Source organism: Agrobacterium sp. CG160-95 (assembly GCF_053521725.1).
On record NZ_JBNWDU010000006.1, the window covers coordinates 363,165 to 379,724 of the forward strand.

Genomic DNA, 16,560 nt, shown 5'->3' on the forward strand with positions numbered 1-16,560 from the left:
ATCGTTCACAACTTGCGAAGCGCCACCGTGTCGATCAGGTGGTTTTTGCCCTTGCGCAGGATAAGATCGGCGCGTGGACGCGTGGGCACGATGTTCTGGCGCAGGTTCTTCAGGTTGATGTTCTGCCAGAGGCCCTCGGCAATGCTGAGCGCCGCCTCTTCGCTGATCGACGCATAGCGATTGAAGAATGAATTCGGGTCTCGGAAGGCGGTTTGCCGCAGATTCATGAACCGGTTCACATACCAGTTGTGAATGAAGTCCTCATCCGCATCGATGTAGATCGAGAAATCGAAGAAGTCGGAAACGATCGGCACGATCCGCCCGCCCGCCGGCAGGTCGCGTGATTGCAGCACGTTGATGCCTTCGAAGATGAGGATATCCGGCTGGTCGATGACAGTGAATTCGTTGGGCAGCACGTCATAGGTCAGATGCGAGTAGCGTGGCGCCTTCACATTCGGCTGGCCCGCCTTGATCGCCGAGAGGAAACGCAGCAGCGCACCGATGTCGTAGCTTTCCGGAAAGCCCTTGCGCTCCATCAGGTTTTCGCGCCGCAGCACCTCGTTCGGGTAAAGAAACCCGTCGGTGGTGATGAGATCGACCTTCGGACTGGAAGGCCAACGGGCCAGAAGCTCCTTCAAAATACGCGCCGTTGTCGATTTTCCAACCGCCACCGACCCGGCAATGCCGATGACGAAGGGCGTCTTGTTGACATCCGCCATGTTCAGGAAGCGGTTGCGCTGTTCGAACAGCAGCTGCGATGCTTCCACATGCGATGACAGGAGGCGCGACAGCGACAGATAGATACGCCGCACTTCGTCCAGATCGATCGGGTCGTCCAGCGAACGCAGTCTTTTGACCTCGTCGGCGGAAAGGGTGAGTGGTGTGTCGGCGCGAAACTTTGCCCATTCTTCCGAGCTGAAGAAGTGATAGGGCGAATATTCATCCGGGCGGAAATGATCGAGTGTGCTCGGCATGCCTCTCTCCCCGCTGCCTGCCTTGACATTCATGATGTCGGCCTCGCTGCCTTTTCCGCAAGTCCGGTCTGTCCGGTCCGACGCTCCAGCTCGGCAAAGACGTCGGCAAGGGGAATGTCGGCGATCTTCAACACCACCAGCAGATGATAAAGCAGATCGGCGGCCTCGTTTTTCAGCCCGTCGCGGTCTTTCGCGATGGCGGCGATCACGGCCTCAACAGCCTCTTCGCCCAGTTTTTTCGCCGCACGTTCCTGGCCCGCCGCAACAAGTTTGGCCGTCCAGGATTCATCGGGGGAGGCGGCGGCGCGTGTCGCGACGATGCGTTCCAGATCGGAAAGGGAAAATGCGCTCATGGAAAGGTTCCTGCAATCAGTCGAGACGCATGGCGATGCCATGCTCGGCCATGTAGCTCTTGGCTTGCCCGATCGAATAGGTGCCGAAGTGGAAGATGGAAGCGGCAAGCACCGCGGTCGCATGGCCATCGCGAACGCCGGCTACCAGATCATCCAGCGTTCCGACGCCACCCGAGGCGATGACGGGCACGCGAACCTGATCGGCAATGCTGCGTGTCAGGCCGATATCGTATCCGCTTTTGGTGCCATCGCGGTCCATCGAGGTGACGAGCAATTCGCCGGCACCGCGTTCGACCATCTTGATGGCAAATTCCACGGCGTCGATTCCGGTTGGCTGACGTCCGCCATGCGTGAAGATCTCCCAGCGCCCGTCTTCCCCGTCCTTCGAAACCCGCTTGGCGTCGATGGAGACGACGATACACTGGTTGCCGAATTTGTCGGCAGCCTGCGCGACGAAATCAGGATCTTTCACCGCTGCGGAATTGATGGAGACCTTGTCTGCACCGCAGAGAAGCAGCTTGCGGATGTCAGCCACGGCGCGGACGCCGCCGCCGACGGTCAGCGGCATGAAGCAATGGTCGGCCGTGCGCGATACCACGTCGAAAATCGTGTCGCGATTGTCGGACGAGGCGGTAATGTCGAGGAAGCAGAGTTCGTCCGCTCCCGCCGAATCATAGGCCTTCGCCGCCTCGACTGGGTCGCCGGCGTCGATAAGATCGACGAAGTTCACACCCTTGACGACGCGGCCGTCTTTTACATCGAGGCAGGGAATAACGCGGGCTTTGAGGGTCATGCGCTTATCTCCTTGGCAGCCTTGATGAGGGCGAGCGCCTCGGCAGGATCGATGCGCCCGTCATAAAGCGCGCGGCCTGAAATTGCGCCCTCTAGCTTTGCGGCATCCGGCTGCAACATGCGCTTGATGTCTTCGATGGAAGCAAGGCCGCCGGAGGCGATGACCGGGATCGACACGGCATCTGCCAGTTCGAGTGTCGAGGCCCAGTTGATGCCAGCCAGAATGCCGTCGCGATCGATATCGGTGTAGATGATGGCGGCAACGCCGGCACCTTCGAAACGTTTGGCAAGTTCGATAACGCCAAGTTCTGAGGCTTCCGCCCAGCCCTCAACAGCAACCTTGCCGCCTTTGGCGTCGATGCCGACAGCGACCTGACCGGGGAAACGCTTGCAGGCTTCGATAACCAGAACGGGATCGCGTACCGCCACGGTGCCGAGAATGACGCGGGCAAGCCCACGGCTGAGCCACGCCTCAATATGATCGAGAGTGCGGATGCCGCCGCCAAGCTGCACCGGGTTTGTCGTGGCCTTGAGAATGGCATCGACCGCTTCGCCATTCACCGTCTGGCCAGCGAAGGCGCCGTTAAGATCGACGACATGCAGCCACTCGAAGCCTTGGTCCTCGAAGGACTTCGCCTGCGCGCCGGGGTCCGTATTGTAAACGGTTGCCTGCTCCATATCGCCGAGTTTCAGGCGAACGCACTGGCCGTCTTTAAGATCGATTGCGGGAAAAAGAATCATGTCAGGGCTTCCAGCGCAGGAAATTGGAAATCAGGGCGAGGCCGAGCGTCTGGCTTTTTTCCGGGTGGAACTGCGCGCCAGCCATATTGTCGCGACCAACGAAAGCCGTCATCGCGCCACCGTAATTGGTGGTGGCGATGACATCCGCCGGATGTTTCGCCGCCAGATGATAGGAATGCACGAAATAGGCATGCAAGCCGTCAGCGCCGGTTCTGATACCGTCGAACAGGGGATGCTGATGCCGGATTTCCAGCGTATTCCAGCCAATCTGCGGGATTTTAAGCGCCGGATCGGAGGGCGTCATTTCAATGACATCGCCTTCGATCCAGCCAAGCCCCGTGCTGACAGTCTTTTCGAGACCGCGCGAAGACATCAGCTGCATTCCGACGCAGATGCCGAGGAAGGGATGAGCTTTTTTCTCGACGGCTTCGATAAGCGCCTCATGCATGCCGGGCACAGCTTCGAGACCGGCGCGGCAATCGGCATAGGCGCCGACGCCTGGCAGGACGATGCGGTCCGCAGATGCGACGTGATCCGGCTTATCGGTCAGGTCAATGGTTGCATTGATGCCGGCTTCGCGGGCGGCGCGCTCGAAAGCCTTGGTGGCCGAACGCAGGTTGCCAGAACCGTAGTCGATAATCGCGACGCGCATGTCAGCGCCTTCCATTCAAGTCGAAAAGAAACGATCCGGAGGGATCGTTGACGAAGTTTTTGTCACCGCTCTTCTGCGGCGAGGGTGTCCATACCGGCTGCGACAGCTGTCCCAACGGCTCGGTATTTTCGGAAAGATCGGAGAAATATATCTCTTCGGCACTCGAAAGATCAGGGGCGGAAATAACCGAGGTCATCTTCCAGCCCTTGCCTATCAGGTGCCGGACGAGAAAATCGCGCCCCTCCAGTGCAGTGATGAGGGCAATGGCGACGCTGCACAAAATGCCCACCGGTTCGAATCCGGGTAACATTGATGCGAAACCGGCCAGAACGAGAACTGCAAATACGACGATCGCGGCCAGCCACAGCCGGTTTACGGCCAGCCACAGCCAGGGCGCAATAAGTGCCAGCCAGACGAAACGGTCTGCTATGAAGCGGGTCGTCTTGTGGTCCCTGTCCGGCCCGTTGGGGGCTTCCAGAACGAGATAGCTTGTCATGGGCTTCCTGACAGCTTTGGCGGTCAGGCCAGCATGCCCTTTGTCGAGGGAACGCGGCCTGCTTGCCGGGGGTCGATCTCGGTTGCCGCGCGAAGAACGCGGGCAACGGCCTTGAAGCATGTTTCGGCGATATGATGGTTGTTGGCGCCGTAATGGTTCAGGATATGCAGCGTGATGCCGGCATTCTGGGCCAGCGCCTGAAAGAATTCGCGCACAAGCTCGGTGTCGAATGTGCCGATCTTCGGCGCGGAGAAGTTGACATTCCACACAAGGAAGGGACGGCCGGAAATATCCACGGCAGCCTTGGTCATCGTCTCATCCATGGCAAGATCGAGCGAGGCGTAGCGGGTAATGCCGCGCCTGTCACCCAACGCCTTCGCGATGGCCTGGCCGATGGCGATGCCGGTATCTTCCACCGTATGGTGATCATCGATATGCAGGTCACCTTGAACCTCGATATCCATGTCGATCAGCGAATGGCGGCTCAGCTGGTCCAGCATATGATCGAAAAATCCCACCCCGGTGGAAATTGTCGACTTGCCGGTGCCGTCGATATCCACGCGCACCGAAACCGAGGTTTCGTTGGTCTTGCGGATAATCTCGCCTTTACGTTCTGCCATCTTTGGCCGCTCCGTGAAAATGTCGCCGTTCCTTATCAGCACGAGACATAAATATCCAGTTGTTCCATCGTCTTGCATGATCTGCGAAAAACAGTGCAGTGCGGGCAGGATTTGCAATCGTGAAAAGCAAACTTACATAGATGCCGAGAAGGGCCGGATGCCGGCCCGTTAACCGCAGGCCCGGTAGGGCAGACAGGTGTTTGATGACAACGATTATTACAGTCAGGAAGGGCGGCAAGGTCGTCATGGCTGGCGATGGTCAGGTAAGTCTTGGCCAGACCGTCATGAAGGGCAATGCCCGCAAGGTTCGACGCATTGGCAAGGGTGAAGTGATTGCCGGGTTTGCCGGCGCAACGGCGGATGCCTTCACGCTGCTCGACCGTCTCGAAAAGAAACTTGAGCAATATCCCGGTCAGCTCATGCGCGCAGCCGTAGAGCTTGCAAAGGACTGGCGCACGGATAAATATCTGCGCAACCTCGAAGCCATGATGCTGGTGGCCGACAAATCCACGACACTCGCCATCACCGGTAATGGTGACGTGCTGGAACCCGAACATGGCGCGATCGCCATCGGCTCCGGCGGCAACTACGCCTTTGCGGCTGCCCGCGCCATGATGGATACGGACAAGTCGGCAGAGGAGGTGGCGCGCAAGTCGCTCGATATCGCCGCCGATATCTGCGTTTACACCAACCATAACCTCGTCATCGAAACCCTCGACGCCGAGTAAGCATATTTCTCACCCCCATTTCTCACCCAAGGGTCCTGTGGGCCGGGCCAGAATGGCCGGCCGGAACAGGAAAGCCGAGAGGACAGAATGACCACTTTTTCTCCCCGGGAAATTGTCTCGGAACTGGATCGCCACATCATCGGCCAGCATGATGCGAAACGTGCGGTCGCGATTGCGCTGCGCAACCGTTGGCGTCGCCAGCAGCTCGATGAGAGCCTGCGCGACGAAGTGATGCCGAAAAACATCCTGATGATCGGACCGACCGGTGTCGGCAAGACGGAGATTTCCCGCCGTCTCGCCAAGCTTGCCGGCGCGCCCTTCATCAAGGTCGAAGCGACCAAATTTACCGAAGTCGGTTATGTCGGTCGCGATGTCGAGCAGATCATCCGCGATCTGGTCGAGATCGGCATTGGCCTCGTGCGTGAAAAGAAGCGCGCGGAAGTACAGGCCAAGGCGCATCAGAGCGCCGAAGAGCGGGTGCTCGACGCACTGGTCGGATCGACCGCGTCACCCGCGACACGTGAGAGCTTCCGCAAGAAGCTGCGCGATGGCGAGCTGGACGACAAGGAAATCGACATCGAAGTGGCCGACAGCGGTTCGGGCATGCCCGGCTTTGAAATACCCGGCATGCCGGGCGCCAATATCGGCGTTCTCAACCTGTCGGAAATGTTCGGCAAGGCGATGGGCGGACGCACCAAGAAGGTACGCACCACCGTCTCGAAATCCTATACCGATCTCGTTCGCGACGAATCCGACAAGCTGCTCGATAATGACATGATCCAGCGCGAAGCGGTGAAGTCGGTGGAAAATGACGGCATCGTCTTCCTCGATGAGATCGACAAGATTGCTGCGCGCGATGGCGGCATGGGTGCCGGCGTCTCGCGTGAAGGCGTGCAGCGCGATCTTCTGCCGCTCGTTGAAGGCACGACTGTCTCGACCAAATACGGGCCGGTGAAAACCGACCACGTTCTGTTCATCGCTTCCGGCGCGTTCCATGTGGCAAAGCCGTCCGACCTTCTGCCGGAGCTTCAGGGCCGCCTGCCGATCCGTGTCGAGCTTAAGCCGCTGACGAAGGAGGATTTCCGCCGTATCCTGACCGAGACGGAAGCAAGCCTCATCCGCCAGTACAAGGCGCTGATGGCGACGGAAGAACTCGATCTCGACTTCACGGACGATGCGATCGACGCTCTGGCCGACGTGGCTGTTCATCTCAACTCGTCGGTCGAGAATATCGGTGCGCGCCGCCTTCAGACAGTGATGGAGCGTGTTCTCGACGAGATTTCCTTCAACGCACCCGATCGTGGTGGCTCTGCCGTCAAGATCGATCAGGAATATGTCAAAAAGCACGTCGGCGATCTTGCCGCCGATACGGATTTGTCCCGCTATATTCTCTGAATATCTTGGAGAGCAAAGACACGAGAGTGCGGCCACATTTGCCGCACTCTTTTATTTTACGGCCTTGTCTCGCATTCAGCCCCCTTTTTGTTTATGGGAAAGGCTGCATTCCGGTTGGAACCGCTTTATGGAATGGTCCGGTTTTCTCTTGGTTCGGGAGAGGTCGGCTTGAGAAAAGGCATTCGCTCGTGCGCAAAACTCTTCTGGCATTTGCCGCCGCTTTGACGTTCACCGTCGTCTCGTCTTCTTATGCCGAGGCCGCGACGGTCGTCCCGCCTGGCAATCGCAATGCCGAACAGCCGGGCATTCCGGGGGCTTCCGCACGTCGAACCAAGGGTTCCAATACGTCTTTCGAGCGTAAATACCAGAAGGTGATCGACCTCCTGTCTTCCGATAAGGCACTGATCGGCAAGATCAAGTCTACCGCCGGGCGCTACGGTATCGATCCGATCCACATGATCGGGGCGATTGTCGGCGAGCATACCTATAACGTCGACGCCTATGACCGCCTGCAATCCTACTACGTCAAGGCCGCCTCCTATGCCGGCAGCAGCTTCCGTTTCGGCTACAAGGACGAAACCATCGCGCAGTTTCTGACGCATTCGCAATTCGCCAGGTGCCAGTCGAAAAAGGATTCCTATAGCCTTTGGAACTGTCGGGAAGACGTCTGGGACGACAGCTTCCGCGGCAAGACGGTAGATGGCGTTGCCTATCCGAACAATCGTTTCAGCGCTGTATTTTTCCAGCCCTTTTATGCCGGACAGACCTTCGGTCTCGGCCAGATCAATCCGCTCACGGCATTGATGTTGTCCGACATGGTGTCGAAAACCTCAGGTTATGAGAAGCTCGACGAAAACGATGCGACCGCCGTTTATACCGCGATCATGGACCCGGATCGCTCGCTCGCCTTCATGGCAGCTTCCATCCGCAAATCGATCGACGACTACAGGTCGATTGCCGACATGGATGTTTCCAAAAATCCTGGTGTAACGTCCACGCTTTATAATGTCGGCGGATCCGCGCAGCGCGCTGCCGCTCTCGCCCAGAAAAATCGTCAGCGCGCCGCAGGTGGAGAACAGCCGCTTTTGCCGGAAGAAAACTATTACGGCTGGCTGGTGAACGATCGCATCAAGGATTTGCAGGCGCTTTTGTAGAAAAAGACGATTATCGTCGGCATTCTTTCCAAAACGGAAATAATATTTGGTTGCCTCTCGCAATTGACGAGCGCCTGCCTCAGCGTCCAATCTGCGCCCTTAAGATAAAGAGGAGGCGCATGTGAGCCGCACCAATAAATTCGGTCTTTCCATTGATGACAGGCTTTATGCTTTTTTGACGGATGACGTTCTGCCGGGCACGGGTCTTGATGCAGAAACCTTCTTCGAAGGCTTTTCCGCCATCGTCCACGAGCTTTCCCCTAAGAATCGTGAATTGCTCGCAAAGCGCGACGCCTTGCAGGAAAAACTGGATGGCTGGTACCGGCAGAATGGCGCCCCGACGGATTTTGATGTCTATGAGGGCTTCCTGAAGGAAATCGGCTATCTGCTGCCGGAAGGACCCGGCTTCAAGGTCGAAACCAGCAACGTCGATTCGGAAATTGCCGCTGTCGCAGGCCCGCAGCTTGTCGTGCCGGTCATGAATGCCCGTTATGCGCTGAACGCCGCCAATGCCCGCTGGGGTTCGCTTTACGATGCGCTTTACGGCACGGATGCCATTTTTGACGCCGATGGTGCGGAAAAGGGCAGGGGCTATAATCCGAAACGCGGCGAAAAGGTCATTGCCTGGGCGCGGAACTTCCTCAACGAATCAGCTCCGCTCGAAACGGCAGGCTGGTCGGATGTGACCGGATTCAAGATCGTTGACGGCCTCTTGCAGCTTGCAATCGGTGACAGCAAAACGGGCCTGAAAGATGCCGAGCAATTCAAGGGCTTTACCGGCGATGCGGAAAAGCCGGCAACGATCCTGCTTGGCAAGAATGGTCTGCACACCGAGATCGTCATCGATCCCTCGACGGAAATCGGCAAGGGTGACAAGGCGGGCATCTCTGATGTCATTCTCGAATCGGCGCTGACAACCATCATGGACTGCGAGGATTCCGTTGCCGCTGTTGATGCCGAGGACAAGGTGCTGGTTTATGGCAACTGGCTTGGCCTGATGCGCGGCGACCTGACGGAGAAGGTTTCCAAGGGTGGTAACACCTTCACCCGTAGTCTCAACCCGGATCGTTATTACACCGCCCCCGATGGTGGAGCACTTACTCTGCCGGGGCGCTCCCTGATGCTGGTGCGTAATGTCGGTCACCTCATGACCAATCCGGCGATCCTTGACAAGGATGGCCGCGAGGTGCCGGAAGGTATCATGGACGCCGTCGCCACAGCGCTGATTGCGCTTTACGATGTCGGCCCCTCCGGCCGTCGCCAGAATTCCCGCGCCGGTTCCATGTATGTCGTCAAGCCGAAGATGCACGGGCCGGAGGAAGTCGCCTTCGCCAACGAGATTTTCACGCGGGCCGAAAAGCTTGTCGGCATGGCGCCGAACACCATGAAAATGGGCATCATGGACGAGGAACGCCGCACCACGGTCAACCTCAAGGAAAGCATTCGCGCGGCAAAAGACCGGGTCGTCTTCATCAATACCGGCTTCCTCGACCGCACGGGCGACGAAATTCATACCTCGATGGAAGCGGGTCCGATGATCCGCAAGGGCGATATGAAACAGGCGGCCTGGATTGCGGCTTACGAGAACTGGAACGTCGATATCGGTCTGGAATGCGGCCTTTCCGGCCATGCGCAGATCGGTAAGGGCATGTGGGCCATGCCTGACCTGATGGCCGCCATGCTGGAGCAGAAGATCGCGCATCCGAAGGCAGGCGCCAACACCGCCTGGGTACCTTCACCCACGGCTGCGACGCTGCATGCCACGCATTATCACAAGGTCGATGTCGCAGCCGTTCAGGACGACCTGAAAAGCCGCGGCCGGGCAAAACTCTCCGATATTCTATCGGTGCCGGTCGTGCCGCGTCCCAATTGGACGCCCGAGGAAATCCAGCGCGAACTCGACAACAACGCGCAGGGTATTCTGGGATATGTCGTGCGCTGGGTCGATCAGGGCGTCGGCTGCTCCAAGGTGCCTGACATCAACAATGTCGGACTGATGGAGGACCGCGCCACGCTGCGCATCTCCGCGCAGCATATGGCCAACTGGCTTCGCCATGGCGTGGTTACGCAAGAGCAGATCGTTGAGACCATGAAACGCATGGCCGCCGTGGTCGATAGCCAAAATGCCGGAGATCCGGCCTATCTGCCGATGGCGTCCAACTTTGAAGGATCGGTCGCTTTTCAGGCCGCCGTCGAACTTGTGCTGAAAGGCCGGGAGCAGCCTAACGGTTATACGGAACCGGTTCTGCACCGCCGTCGCCTCGAACTGAAGGCGAAGCAGGCGGCTTGAGGCCGACAGGAAATCCAGAGCACGTCTTGTCTGAATGCAATGTTCGACGTGCTCTACCTTAAAACTGCTAGGCACTTTTACTGGGAATGCTCCAGAAACAAAAAAGCCGCCGGGAATTCCACGGCGGCTTTTTCTTTGTCTGGTATCTGATCTTACTGGATCACGACAACCTTGGTGCTGCGGCCGGGACGGACGCGGCTGTAAAGGTCGATAACGTCCTGGTTGATCATGCGGATGCAGCCGGAAGAGGCGGCGGTGCCGATCGATGCCCATTCAGGCGAACCGTGGATACGGAACAGCGTGTCCTGTCCCTTTTCGTTGAAGAGATACATGGCGCGCGCGCCGAGCGGGTTGGAAAGACCCGGACCCATGCCTGCCTCGACATACTTTGCGACTTCCGGCTTGCGGTCGGCCATTTCCTTCGGCGGATGCCACATCGGCCATTCCTGCTTCCAGGCGACGTAGGCTTCGCCGGCCCAGGCAAAACCAGCCTTGCCAACGCCGATGCCGTAACGAACTGCGCGGTTGCCGGGCAGGATATAATAAAGGAAACGCTCACGCGTATTGACGATGATCGTGCCCGGCCGTTCGTTATTCTGGAATTCGACGATCTGACGACGGAACTTCTCGTTCACACGATTGATCGGGATGGCGGGAAGCGCATAGCCCGCGTCGGTCACAGGGCCGTAAACATCGTTGAAGATCTGGACGGTTTCGACCTTTGCCGGAACCGGGTTAGCGACCGGCACTGACGCCGCTACCTGGCCGGATGATTGGGATGTGGTTTCGGCGCAGCCGGCCAGAGCCAGTGCTGCCGTCAGACCGAGTGCAGTCAATGAGGTACGGATGCGCATATCGTTCTCGCGGAAAATTCGCCAAATTGTGCGAAGGAGTAGGCTTAATTGGATAAATCGGTTATTTTCCATTAAGCCGTTCTTGGCAAGCCGATACGCTGCTGCAGGACGAATGTGACTTTAAAATTGCCGGTTGATTGCCTTTTTGCAACAATAGGTCAAACGCCTCAGTAGCCTTTATCCATGACTATTCTTTCGCTTACCAACAATAATCCGTTAATCGACGGTCGCCAGTCGGACAAGGCGATGCTGGTGCGCCGCGGCGTTCAGGTGCTTTTGCACGAGATGCGACATTCGGTTTTGCCGGAACTGCCGCTTGCAAGCGGACGACGGGCCGATCTCATCAGCCTTTCGGCAAAGGGTGAAATCTGGATTATCGAAATCAAATCCTCGATCGAGGACTTCCGCGTCGATCGCAAATGGCCGGAATACCGCCTGCATTGCGACCGGCTGTTTTTCGCCACCCATCCTGAAGTGCCGGTCGAAATCTTTCCGGAAGAATGTGGGCTTATCCTGTCGGATGGCTATGGCGCCCATATGCTTCGCGATGCGCCGGAGCATAAATTACCGCCCGCAACCCGCAAATCGGTGATGCTGGATTTCTCGAGAACCGCTGCAACCCGGCTGATGCTGGCGGAGTGGACGACCGGGCGCAGCTTCGGAGAGTAATGCCCGGTTCCAGACCATATCCAGACGTAAAACCGCTTCTCACTTGTACTGTAAATGCTCTACTTCGGCGCGCGTTTCGCCAGAATGCGCTGCAGCGTTCGACGGTGCATGTTAAGCCGGCGGGCGGTTTCCGAGACGTTGCGCTCGCACATTTCATAAACGCGCTGAATATGCTCCCAACGCACCCGGTCGGCCGACATCGGGTTTTCGGGCACTTCAGTCTTTTCACCCTTGCGCTGCGTCAGCGCATTGAAGACATCGTCCGCATCGGCCGGTTTGGCAAGATAATCCAGCGCCCCAAGCTTCACGGCGGTAACGGCGGTTGCGATATTGCCGTAGCCGGTCAGGACGACAATCTGCGTATCGTCCCGGTACTGCCGGATGGCTTCGATGACCTCGAGACCATTGCCATCCGTAAGCCGCAAATCAACGACCGCATATTTGGGCGGCGCAGCCTTGGACCGGGCAATGCCTTCGCTGACCGTCTCGGCGGTATCGACGATAAATCCGCGTGTTTCCATGGCCCGGGCAAGCCGGCGCAGGAAGGGACCGTCGTCATCGACGATTAGCAGCGATCTGTCAGCTCCGATCGGGTCGTCGTCATCCGTTGTCGCGCTGATGGGGGTCTGGTCTTCTGTCGTCATGTCTCAGGCCTTTCGGCAACTTAGTCGGTTTTTTCTTCTTATCGCCGCTTCCACGTGGATGGTAAAGTCAACGGTCTCTTTTATCGTCCATAAGCGCTCGAGGCCAGATGATTGTGACCCGCGCTCCGGTTCCGCTCAAACCGCGATTTTCGAAGGTAACGGTGGCGCCGGAGCGTTCCAGCAATGTCTTTGCAATGAAGAGCCCGAGTCCCAGCCCTCCCGCCCGGGTATCGTTGTGACGTTCGGTCACATAGGGTTCACCAATGCGGGCAAGCACGTCATGGGCATAACCCGGTCCATCATCCTCAATGGTGACGGCGACATTCTGCGAATCGTACTCCACGGTCACGGTCACTTTTTCCCGCGCATAGTCCACGCCGTTTTCGATGAGATTGCCCAGCCCGTAAATAACGCCGGCATTCCGGATGCCAACCGGCTCGTCGATCCGGTTGTTCTTTTCGACGAGATCGAGACGGATGCCGAATTCCCGGTGCGGCGCCATCACCTCCTCAATCAGCGAGGAGAGCGGCAGGCGGCGCATATGCTCCTCATCATCGGTGGAAAGTGATGTGAGCCGGCGCAGAATATCCCGGCATCTTTCGCTCTGGCTGCGCAGCAGCGCTATGTCTTCGCCAAACCTTTCATCATTTCCGAGTTCCCGTTCCATTTCCTTGGCGACGACGCTGATTGTCGCCAGCGGCGTGCCCAGCTCGTGTGCCGCAGCGGCGGCCAGACCGTCTAGCTGCGAGAGATGTTTTTCCCGCTCCAGCACCAGTTCGGTCGCAGCCAGCGCATCGGCCAGCTGATTGGCCTCGTGTGAAACGCGATAGGCATAAAAGGCCGCGAAAGAGGTCGTGGCAATGATCGCGACCCACGTGCCCACATGCAGCAGAAGCTGGATCGGCAGCACCTCACCGGGATACCACGGAACCGGAAACGGCGAAAAAGCGATTGCCGTCGAGCAGATGACGGCAAATGCGAGCAGAATAAGCGAGTGCCGAAGCGGCTGCGAGGCGAAGGCGATGATGACCTGCACGCAGATCAGCGGTGCGAAAGGATTGGAAAGACCACCGGTGATGTAGATGAGCGCCGTCAATTGCAGCAGGTCGAATGCCAGCAGCAATGTCGCTTCCCACGGCTCCAGACGATAGGTGGAGGGAAAACGCGCAGTGAGAAACAGGTTGGCAAGCGCCAGTGCACCGATCAAAAGGCTGCAAGCCAGAAGTGGCAGGGGGAAGTTCAAGCCGAAAGCAACAAGCAGGATCGTCGCACTTTGCCCGGCCACCGCCAGCCAGCGCAACCATACGATGGTTTGCAGCCTTATCCTGCGGCTGGCGCGGCCAAGCCTTGTTGTTTCGATCGGATGGCCAGCCACCTTCATCTCCTTTGTGCTTTTCATCGTCATCACGTTCCGCGCGGTTTTGCGCGGCTGGTCGGCAATGCCGATGCCGGGTCCTCAGGCCATGGATGGCGCGGATACCTCCCGCGCATGTCCGCCCGTACATCTTTCCACGATCCTGCCCAGAAACCCGGAAGATCGCGTGTCGTCTGTATCGGCCTGTGCGCCGGCGAGGTCAATTCCAACAGCAGCGGCAACCGCCCCTGCGCGATGGCGGGATGAGCCGTCAGCCCGAAAAGCTCCTGCACACGAATGGAAAGCGTCGGTTCGCTGGCATCGTAACGAATAGGATGCCGCTGGCCCGTCGGCGCTTCGAAATGCGTCGGCGCAAGCCTGCCGAGATCGCGTGCGACCTCATAAGGCACCAGGGCTAAAAGTCCCTCGGAAAGGCTGCCGGGCCGGATATCCTGAAGGCTGCGGGCGCCGTGCTGGAAGGGCACGAACCATTCATCCAGCCGTAAAAGCAATGCAGCATCGCTGACATCCGGCCAGGGGTCGCCGATGCTGGCATTCAGAAAGCCTATCCTGTCGCGCAACTGCTGGGTTTCTTTTGTGAACGGAAGAATTCCGACACCAAATTCCCGAACGCCGTTGGCAAGTGCCTGCGCCGCCTGTTCACCCTCCGGGCGGGGCAGGGGCGTTTCGTCGAGGATGATGGCGCCTAGGCGCGTGACACGGCGTGCACGCGCCTGACCGCTTGCCTTGTCAAACAGCAGCTGGTCCTGCTGCACGATAAGATGCGGCATCCGCTCTTCTATATCGGTACGCTCGATGCTTGCTGCGGAAAGGATGCGCGGCTGTGCCGCACGCCCGGTAATATCGGCAACCACCAGCATCCTGCTCGCCGCCAGCCGTTCGGTTTCGGCAAGTTCCGCACCCCGGCCGTTCGCCATCACATAACGACCACGCGCTCCTCGCTGAAGCGCAATCCTGTCCGGATAGGCGTGCAGCAGCAAGGGGCCAGCCTCGCTTGGCTGTTCGTTCATAGTTTGCGCATCGCCGATCGCATCTAGAAGTCTAGACGCCAGCTTGCGCGCCGCTTGCGCCCTTTCGCTTCTCTCGGAAAGAAAGCGCCGCAATCTTTCATCGAGATCGATGTCGGTTCCGCCCAGTCCCTGTTCCGTCAGCATGACGGCGAGCATCGCCGCCTTTTTTCCCGCACCTTCGCTCGCCGCTGCAATTACCATTGCCGCAAGCCGTGGCGGTAATGAGAGGCTGCGCATCAGGTGGCCGCGTCGTGTGAGCGCGCCGCTTTCATCGAGTGCGCCCAGATTTTTGAGAAGCGCGATCGATTCCTTCAATGCCGCTTCGGGAGGGGCATCCAGAAATGAAAGCGCGGAAGGATCATGAACGCCCCAATGGGCAAGGTCGAGTGCAAGGCCGGAAAGATCACTCGCCAGAATTTGCGGTGGCGTGAAGGCGTTGAGCGCTGCCGTCTGTCCCGGATGCCACAGGCGGATCGCAACGCCGGGTTCCGTTCGTCCGGCTCGGCCCGCCCGCTGGTCGGCGGAGGCGCGCGAAACCCGCACTGTCTCCAGTCTCGTGATTCCCGTTGCCGGTTCGAAAACCGGTAGTCGCTGCAACCCGCTGTCAATCACCACACGCACGCCATCTATGGTGATCGATGTTTCTGCGATCGATGTGGCAAGCACGATCTTGCGCCGTCCGGCCGGTGCCGGCTTGATCGCCGCATCCTGCTCCTTTTGCGAAAGATTGCCGTAAAGCGGGATGATATCTGTATCGTCGGAAAAACGCCCCTCCAGCCGGTTGGCCGTGCGGGTAATTTCTGCCTGCCCCGGAAGGAAGGCAAGAATGGAGCCTGTTTCCGATGTATGAGCTTCGGTAATCACCTTTGTGACTTTCTCTTCGACAGGCACACCCTGCCAGCGGTCCTCGTAGCGGATGTCGATTGGATATGTGCGGCCGAGGCTCTGAATGACAGGGGCATCGCCCATCAGCGCACTGATGCGTTCCACATCAAGGGTGGCGGACATCACGAGGATGCGCAGATCGTCTCTCAGTCCCTCCTGAACGTCGAGCGCAAGTGCCAGTCCGAAATCGCCATCGAGTGAACGTTCGTGAAACTCGTCGAAAATCACCGTCGAAACGCCGGCAAGTTCCGGGTCGTCCAGAACCATCCGGGCGAAGACACCCTCAGTCACCACTTCAATCCGGGTTCTTGAGGAGATGCGATTGTCGAGCCGCATACGATAGCCGACGGTTTCTCCAACATTCTCCTGAAGAAGATCAGCCATGCGTCCAGCCGCGGCCCGGGCGGCAAGCCGGCGTGGTTCGAGAAGAATGATCTTGCCGTCGCCCCGCCATTCCTCACGCAGGAGATGAAGCGGCACCAGCGTTGTTTTGCCCGCACCCGGCGGAGCCGAGAGAACGGCACGCTTTGACCCGTCCAACGCTTGGGCAATCTCGGCCAGAACGTCGCTGACGGGAAGTACGGGCAGATCGATCTTTATATGGGCTGGCGTTCTGGTCATGCAAACAGGCCTGGGGCAATCGGGTTGATGTCTAAGCGTCTCTTTTGCCGTTTCTAAAGCACGGCCCGGTGCTTTGACAGTCGGCGGAGAGGGTTTCGCAAGAGCTCTTCCGGCAAAATTGCGGTTCTTCGCAAGCTATCTGTCGTGAAGGGTGGGAAGGGGTTCCCGCATGCGCCGCCAAAAGAGACGAGGATTCGTCCTTTCTATGCCTCCCTTGCGGTTCGCCTTGAAACTATCTTTTACTTTCATACGGTTAGCAAAAATGTCAGTTTTTTGACGATAGGTGTGTTGACTTGTTTGAGGGTGA

General features: G+C 58.4%; 16 protein-coding genes. 5 read left to right on the plus strand and 11 right to left on the minus strand.

The window, feature by feature from the left end; all coding sequences use genetic code 11:
* Positions 1 to 5 precede the first annotated feature (5 nt).
* Genes coaA through hisB form a run of 7 tightly spaced genes read right to left on the minus strand, consistent with a single transcriptional unit; the run spans position 6 to position 4,628 of the window.
* Positions 6 to 1,007: a type I pantothenate kinase gene (gene coaA / locus ACQZ63_RS21305; protein ID WP_019565929.1), complete on the minus strand. Its 1,002-nt coding sequence runs from the start codon at positions 1,005 to 1,007 to the stop codon at positions 6 to 8.
* The gene (locus tag ACQZ63_RS21310; RefSeq protein ID WP_003516295.1) at positions 1,004 to 1,327 is read right to left on the minus strand and encodes a phosphoribosyl-ATP diphosphatase; all 324 of its coding nucleotides are present in this window, start codon (positions 1,325 to 1,327) and stop codon (positions 1,004 to 1,006) included. Before ACQZ63_RS21310 ends, coaA begins: the two co-directional genes overlap by 4 nt.
* 16 nt (positions 1,328 to 1,343) lie before the next feature.
* Positions 1,344 to 2,120 carry an imidazole glycerol phosphate synthase subunit HisF gene (gene hisF, locus ACQZ63_RS21315; RefSeq protein ID WP_113556066.1) on the minus strand — a complete coding sequence of 259 codons (777 nt, stop codon included), beginning with the start codon at positions 2,118 to 2,120 and terminating at the stop codon, positions 1,344 to 1,346.
* A complete protein-coding gene (hisA, locus tag ACQZ63_RS21320) occupies positions 2,117 to 2,860 on the minus strand; it encodes a 1-(5-phosphoribosyl)-5-[(5-phosphoribosylamino)methylideneamino]imidazole-4-carboxamide isomerase (protein ID WP_013635199.1) in 744 nt (247 codons plus the stop codon). The genes hisF and hisA overlap by 4 nt, the downstream gene beginning before the upstream one ends.
* A 1-nt stretch (position 2,861) precedes the next feature.
* Complete coding sequence (hisH, locus tag ACQZ63_RS21325; RefSeq protein WP_113556064.1) at positions 2,862 to 3,512, minus strand: imidazole glycerol phosphate synthase subunit HisH; 651 nt, start codon at positions 3,510 to 3,512, stop codon at positions 2,862 to 2,864.
* 1 nt (position 3,513) lies between these two features.
* Entirely contained in the window at positions 3,514 to 4,008 is a 495-nt protein-coding gene (locus ACQZ63_RS21330; protein WP_065662913.1) for a DUF2628 domain-containing protein, read from the minus strand.
* A 23-nt stretch (positions 4,009 to 4,031) separates the two neighbouring features.
* Positions 4,032 to 4,628 carry an imidazoleglycerol-phosphate dehydratase HisB gene (hisB, locus tag ACQZ63_RS21335; RefSeq protein ID WP_003516285.1) on the minus strand — a complete coding sequence of 199 codons (597 nt, stop codon included), beginning with the start codon at positions 4,626 to 4,628 and terminating at the stop codon, positions 4,032 to 4,034.
* Positions 4,629 to 4,831: 203 nt separating this feature from the next.
* On the opposite strand from hisB, the gene hslV reads away from it, so the two are divergent.
* The 4 genes from hslV (at position 4,832) to ACQZ63_RS21355 (ending at position 10,195) form a co-directional block, all read left to right on the plus strand.
* On the plus strand, positions 4,832 to 5,356 hold the full coding sequence (hslV, locus tag ACQZ63_RS21340) for an ATP-dependent protease subunit HslV (protein ID WP_003516283.1): 525 nt from the start codon (positions 4,832 to 4,834) through the stop codon (positions 5,354 to 5,356).
* Positions 5,357 to 5,443: 87 nt separating this feature from the next.
* On the plus strand, positions 5,444 to 6,751 hold the full coding sequence (gene hslU / locus ACQZ63_RS21345; RefSeq protein WP_003516274.1) for an ATP-dependent protease ATPase subunit HslU: 1,308 nt from the start codon (positions 5,444 to 5,446) through the stop codon (positions 6,749 to 6,751).
* Positions 6,752 to 6,939: 188 nt separating this feature from the next.
* The gene (locus ACQZ63_RS21350; protein ID WP_003516272.1) at positions 6,940 to 7,905 is read left to right on the plus strand and encodes a DUF1402 family protein; all 966 of its coding nucleotides are present in this window, start codon (positions 6,940 to 6,942) and stop codon (positions 7,903 to 7,905) included.
* A 121-nt stretch (positions 7,906 to 8,026) separates the two neighbouring features.
* A complete protein-coding gene (locus ACQZ63_RS21355; RefSeq protein ID WP_113556062.1) occupies positions 8,027 to 10,195 on the plus strand; it encodes a malate synthase G in 2,169 nt (722 codons plus the stop codon).
* A 152-nt stretch (positions 10,196 to 10,347) separates the two neighbouring features.
* On the opposite strand, the gene ACQZ63_RS21360 is transcribed toward ACQZ63_RS21355, so the two are convergent.
* Positions 10,348 to 11,049: a L,D-transpeptidase gene (locus ACQZ63_RS21360; RefSeq protein ID WP_003516268.1), complete on the minus strand. Its 702-nt coding sequence runs from the start codon at positions 11,047 to 11,049 to the stop codon at positions 10,348 to 10,350.
* Between the two features lie 183 nt (positions 11,050 to 11,232).
* Between ACQZ63_RS21360 and ACQZ63_RS21365 the strand changes: the two genes are divergently transcribed.
* On the plus strand, positions 11,233 to 11,718 hold the full coding sequence (locus tag ACQZ63_RS21365) for an MmcB family DNA repair protein (RefSeq protein ID WP_013635204.1): 486 nt from the start codon (positions 11,233 to 11,235) through the stop codon (positions 11,716 to 11,718).
* A 59-nt stretch (positions 11,719 to 11,777) separates the two neighbouring features.
* Here ACQZ63_RS21365 and ACQZ63_RS21370 read toward each other — a convergent pair whose 3' ends face one another.
* The 3 genes from ACQZ63_RS21370 to hrpB all read right to left on the minus strand — a co-directional run bounded on the left by ACQZ63_RS21370 (position 11,778) and on the right by hrpB (position 16,253).
* Entirely contained in the window at positions 11,778 to 12,362 is a 585-nt protein-coding gene (locus ACQZ63_RS21370) for an ActR/PrrA/RegA family redox response regulator transcription factor (protein WP_003516258.1), read from the minus strand.
* Positions 12,363 to 12,429: 67 nt separating this feature from the next.
* The gene (locus ACQZ63_RS21375; protein WP_111803931.1) at positions 12,430 to 13,737 is read right to left on the minus strand and encodes an ActS/PrrB/RegB family redox-sensitive histidine kinase; all 1,308 of its coding nucleotides are present in this window, start codon (positions 13,735 to 13,737) and stop codon (positions 12,430 to 12,432) included.
* 29 nt (positions 13,738 to 13,766) lie between these two features.
* Positions 13,767 to 16,253 (minus strand): ATP-dependent helicase HrpB, encoded by a 2,487-nt coding sequence (gene hrpB, locus ACQZ63_RS21380; protein ID WP_448799397.1) that lies wholly within the window; start codon positions 16,251 to 16,253, stop codon positions 13,767 to 13,769.
* Positions 16,254 to 16,560 lie beyond the last annotated feature (307 nt).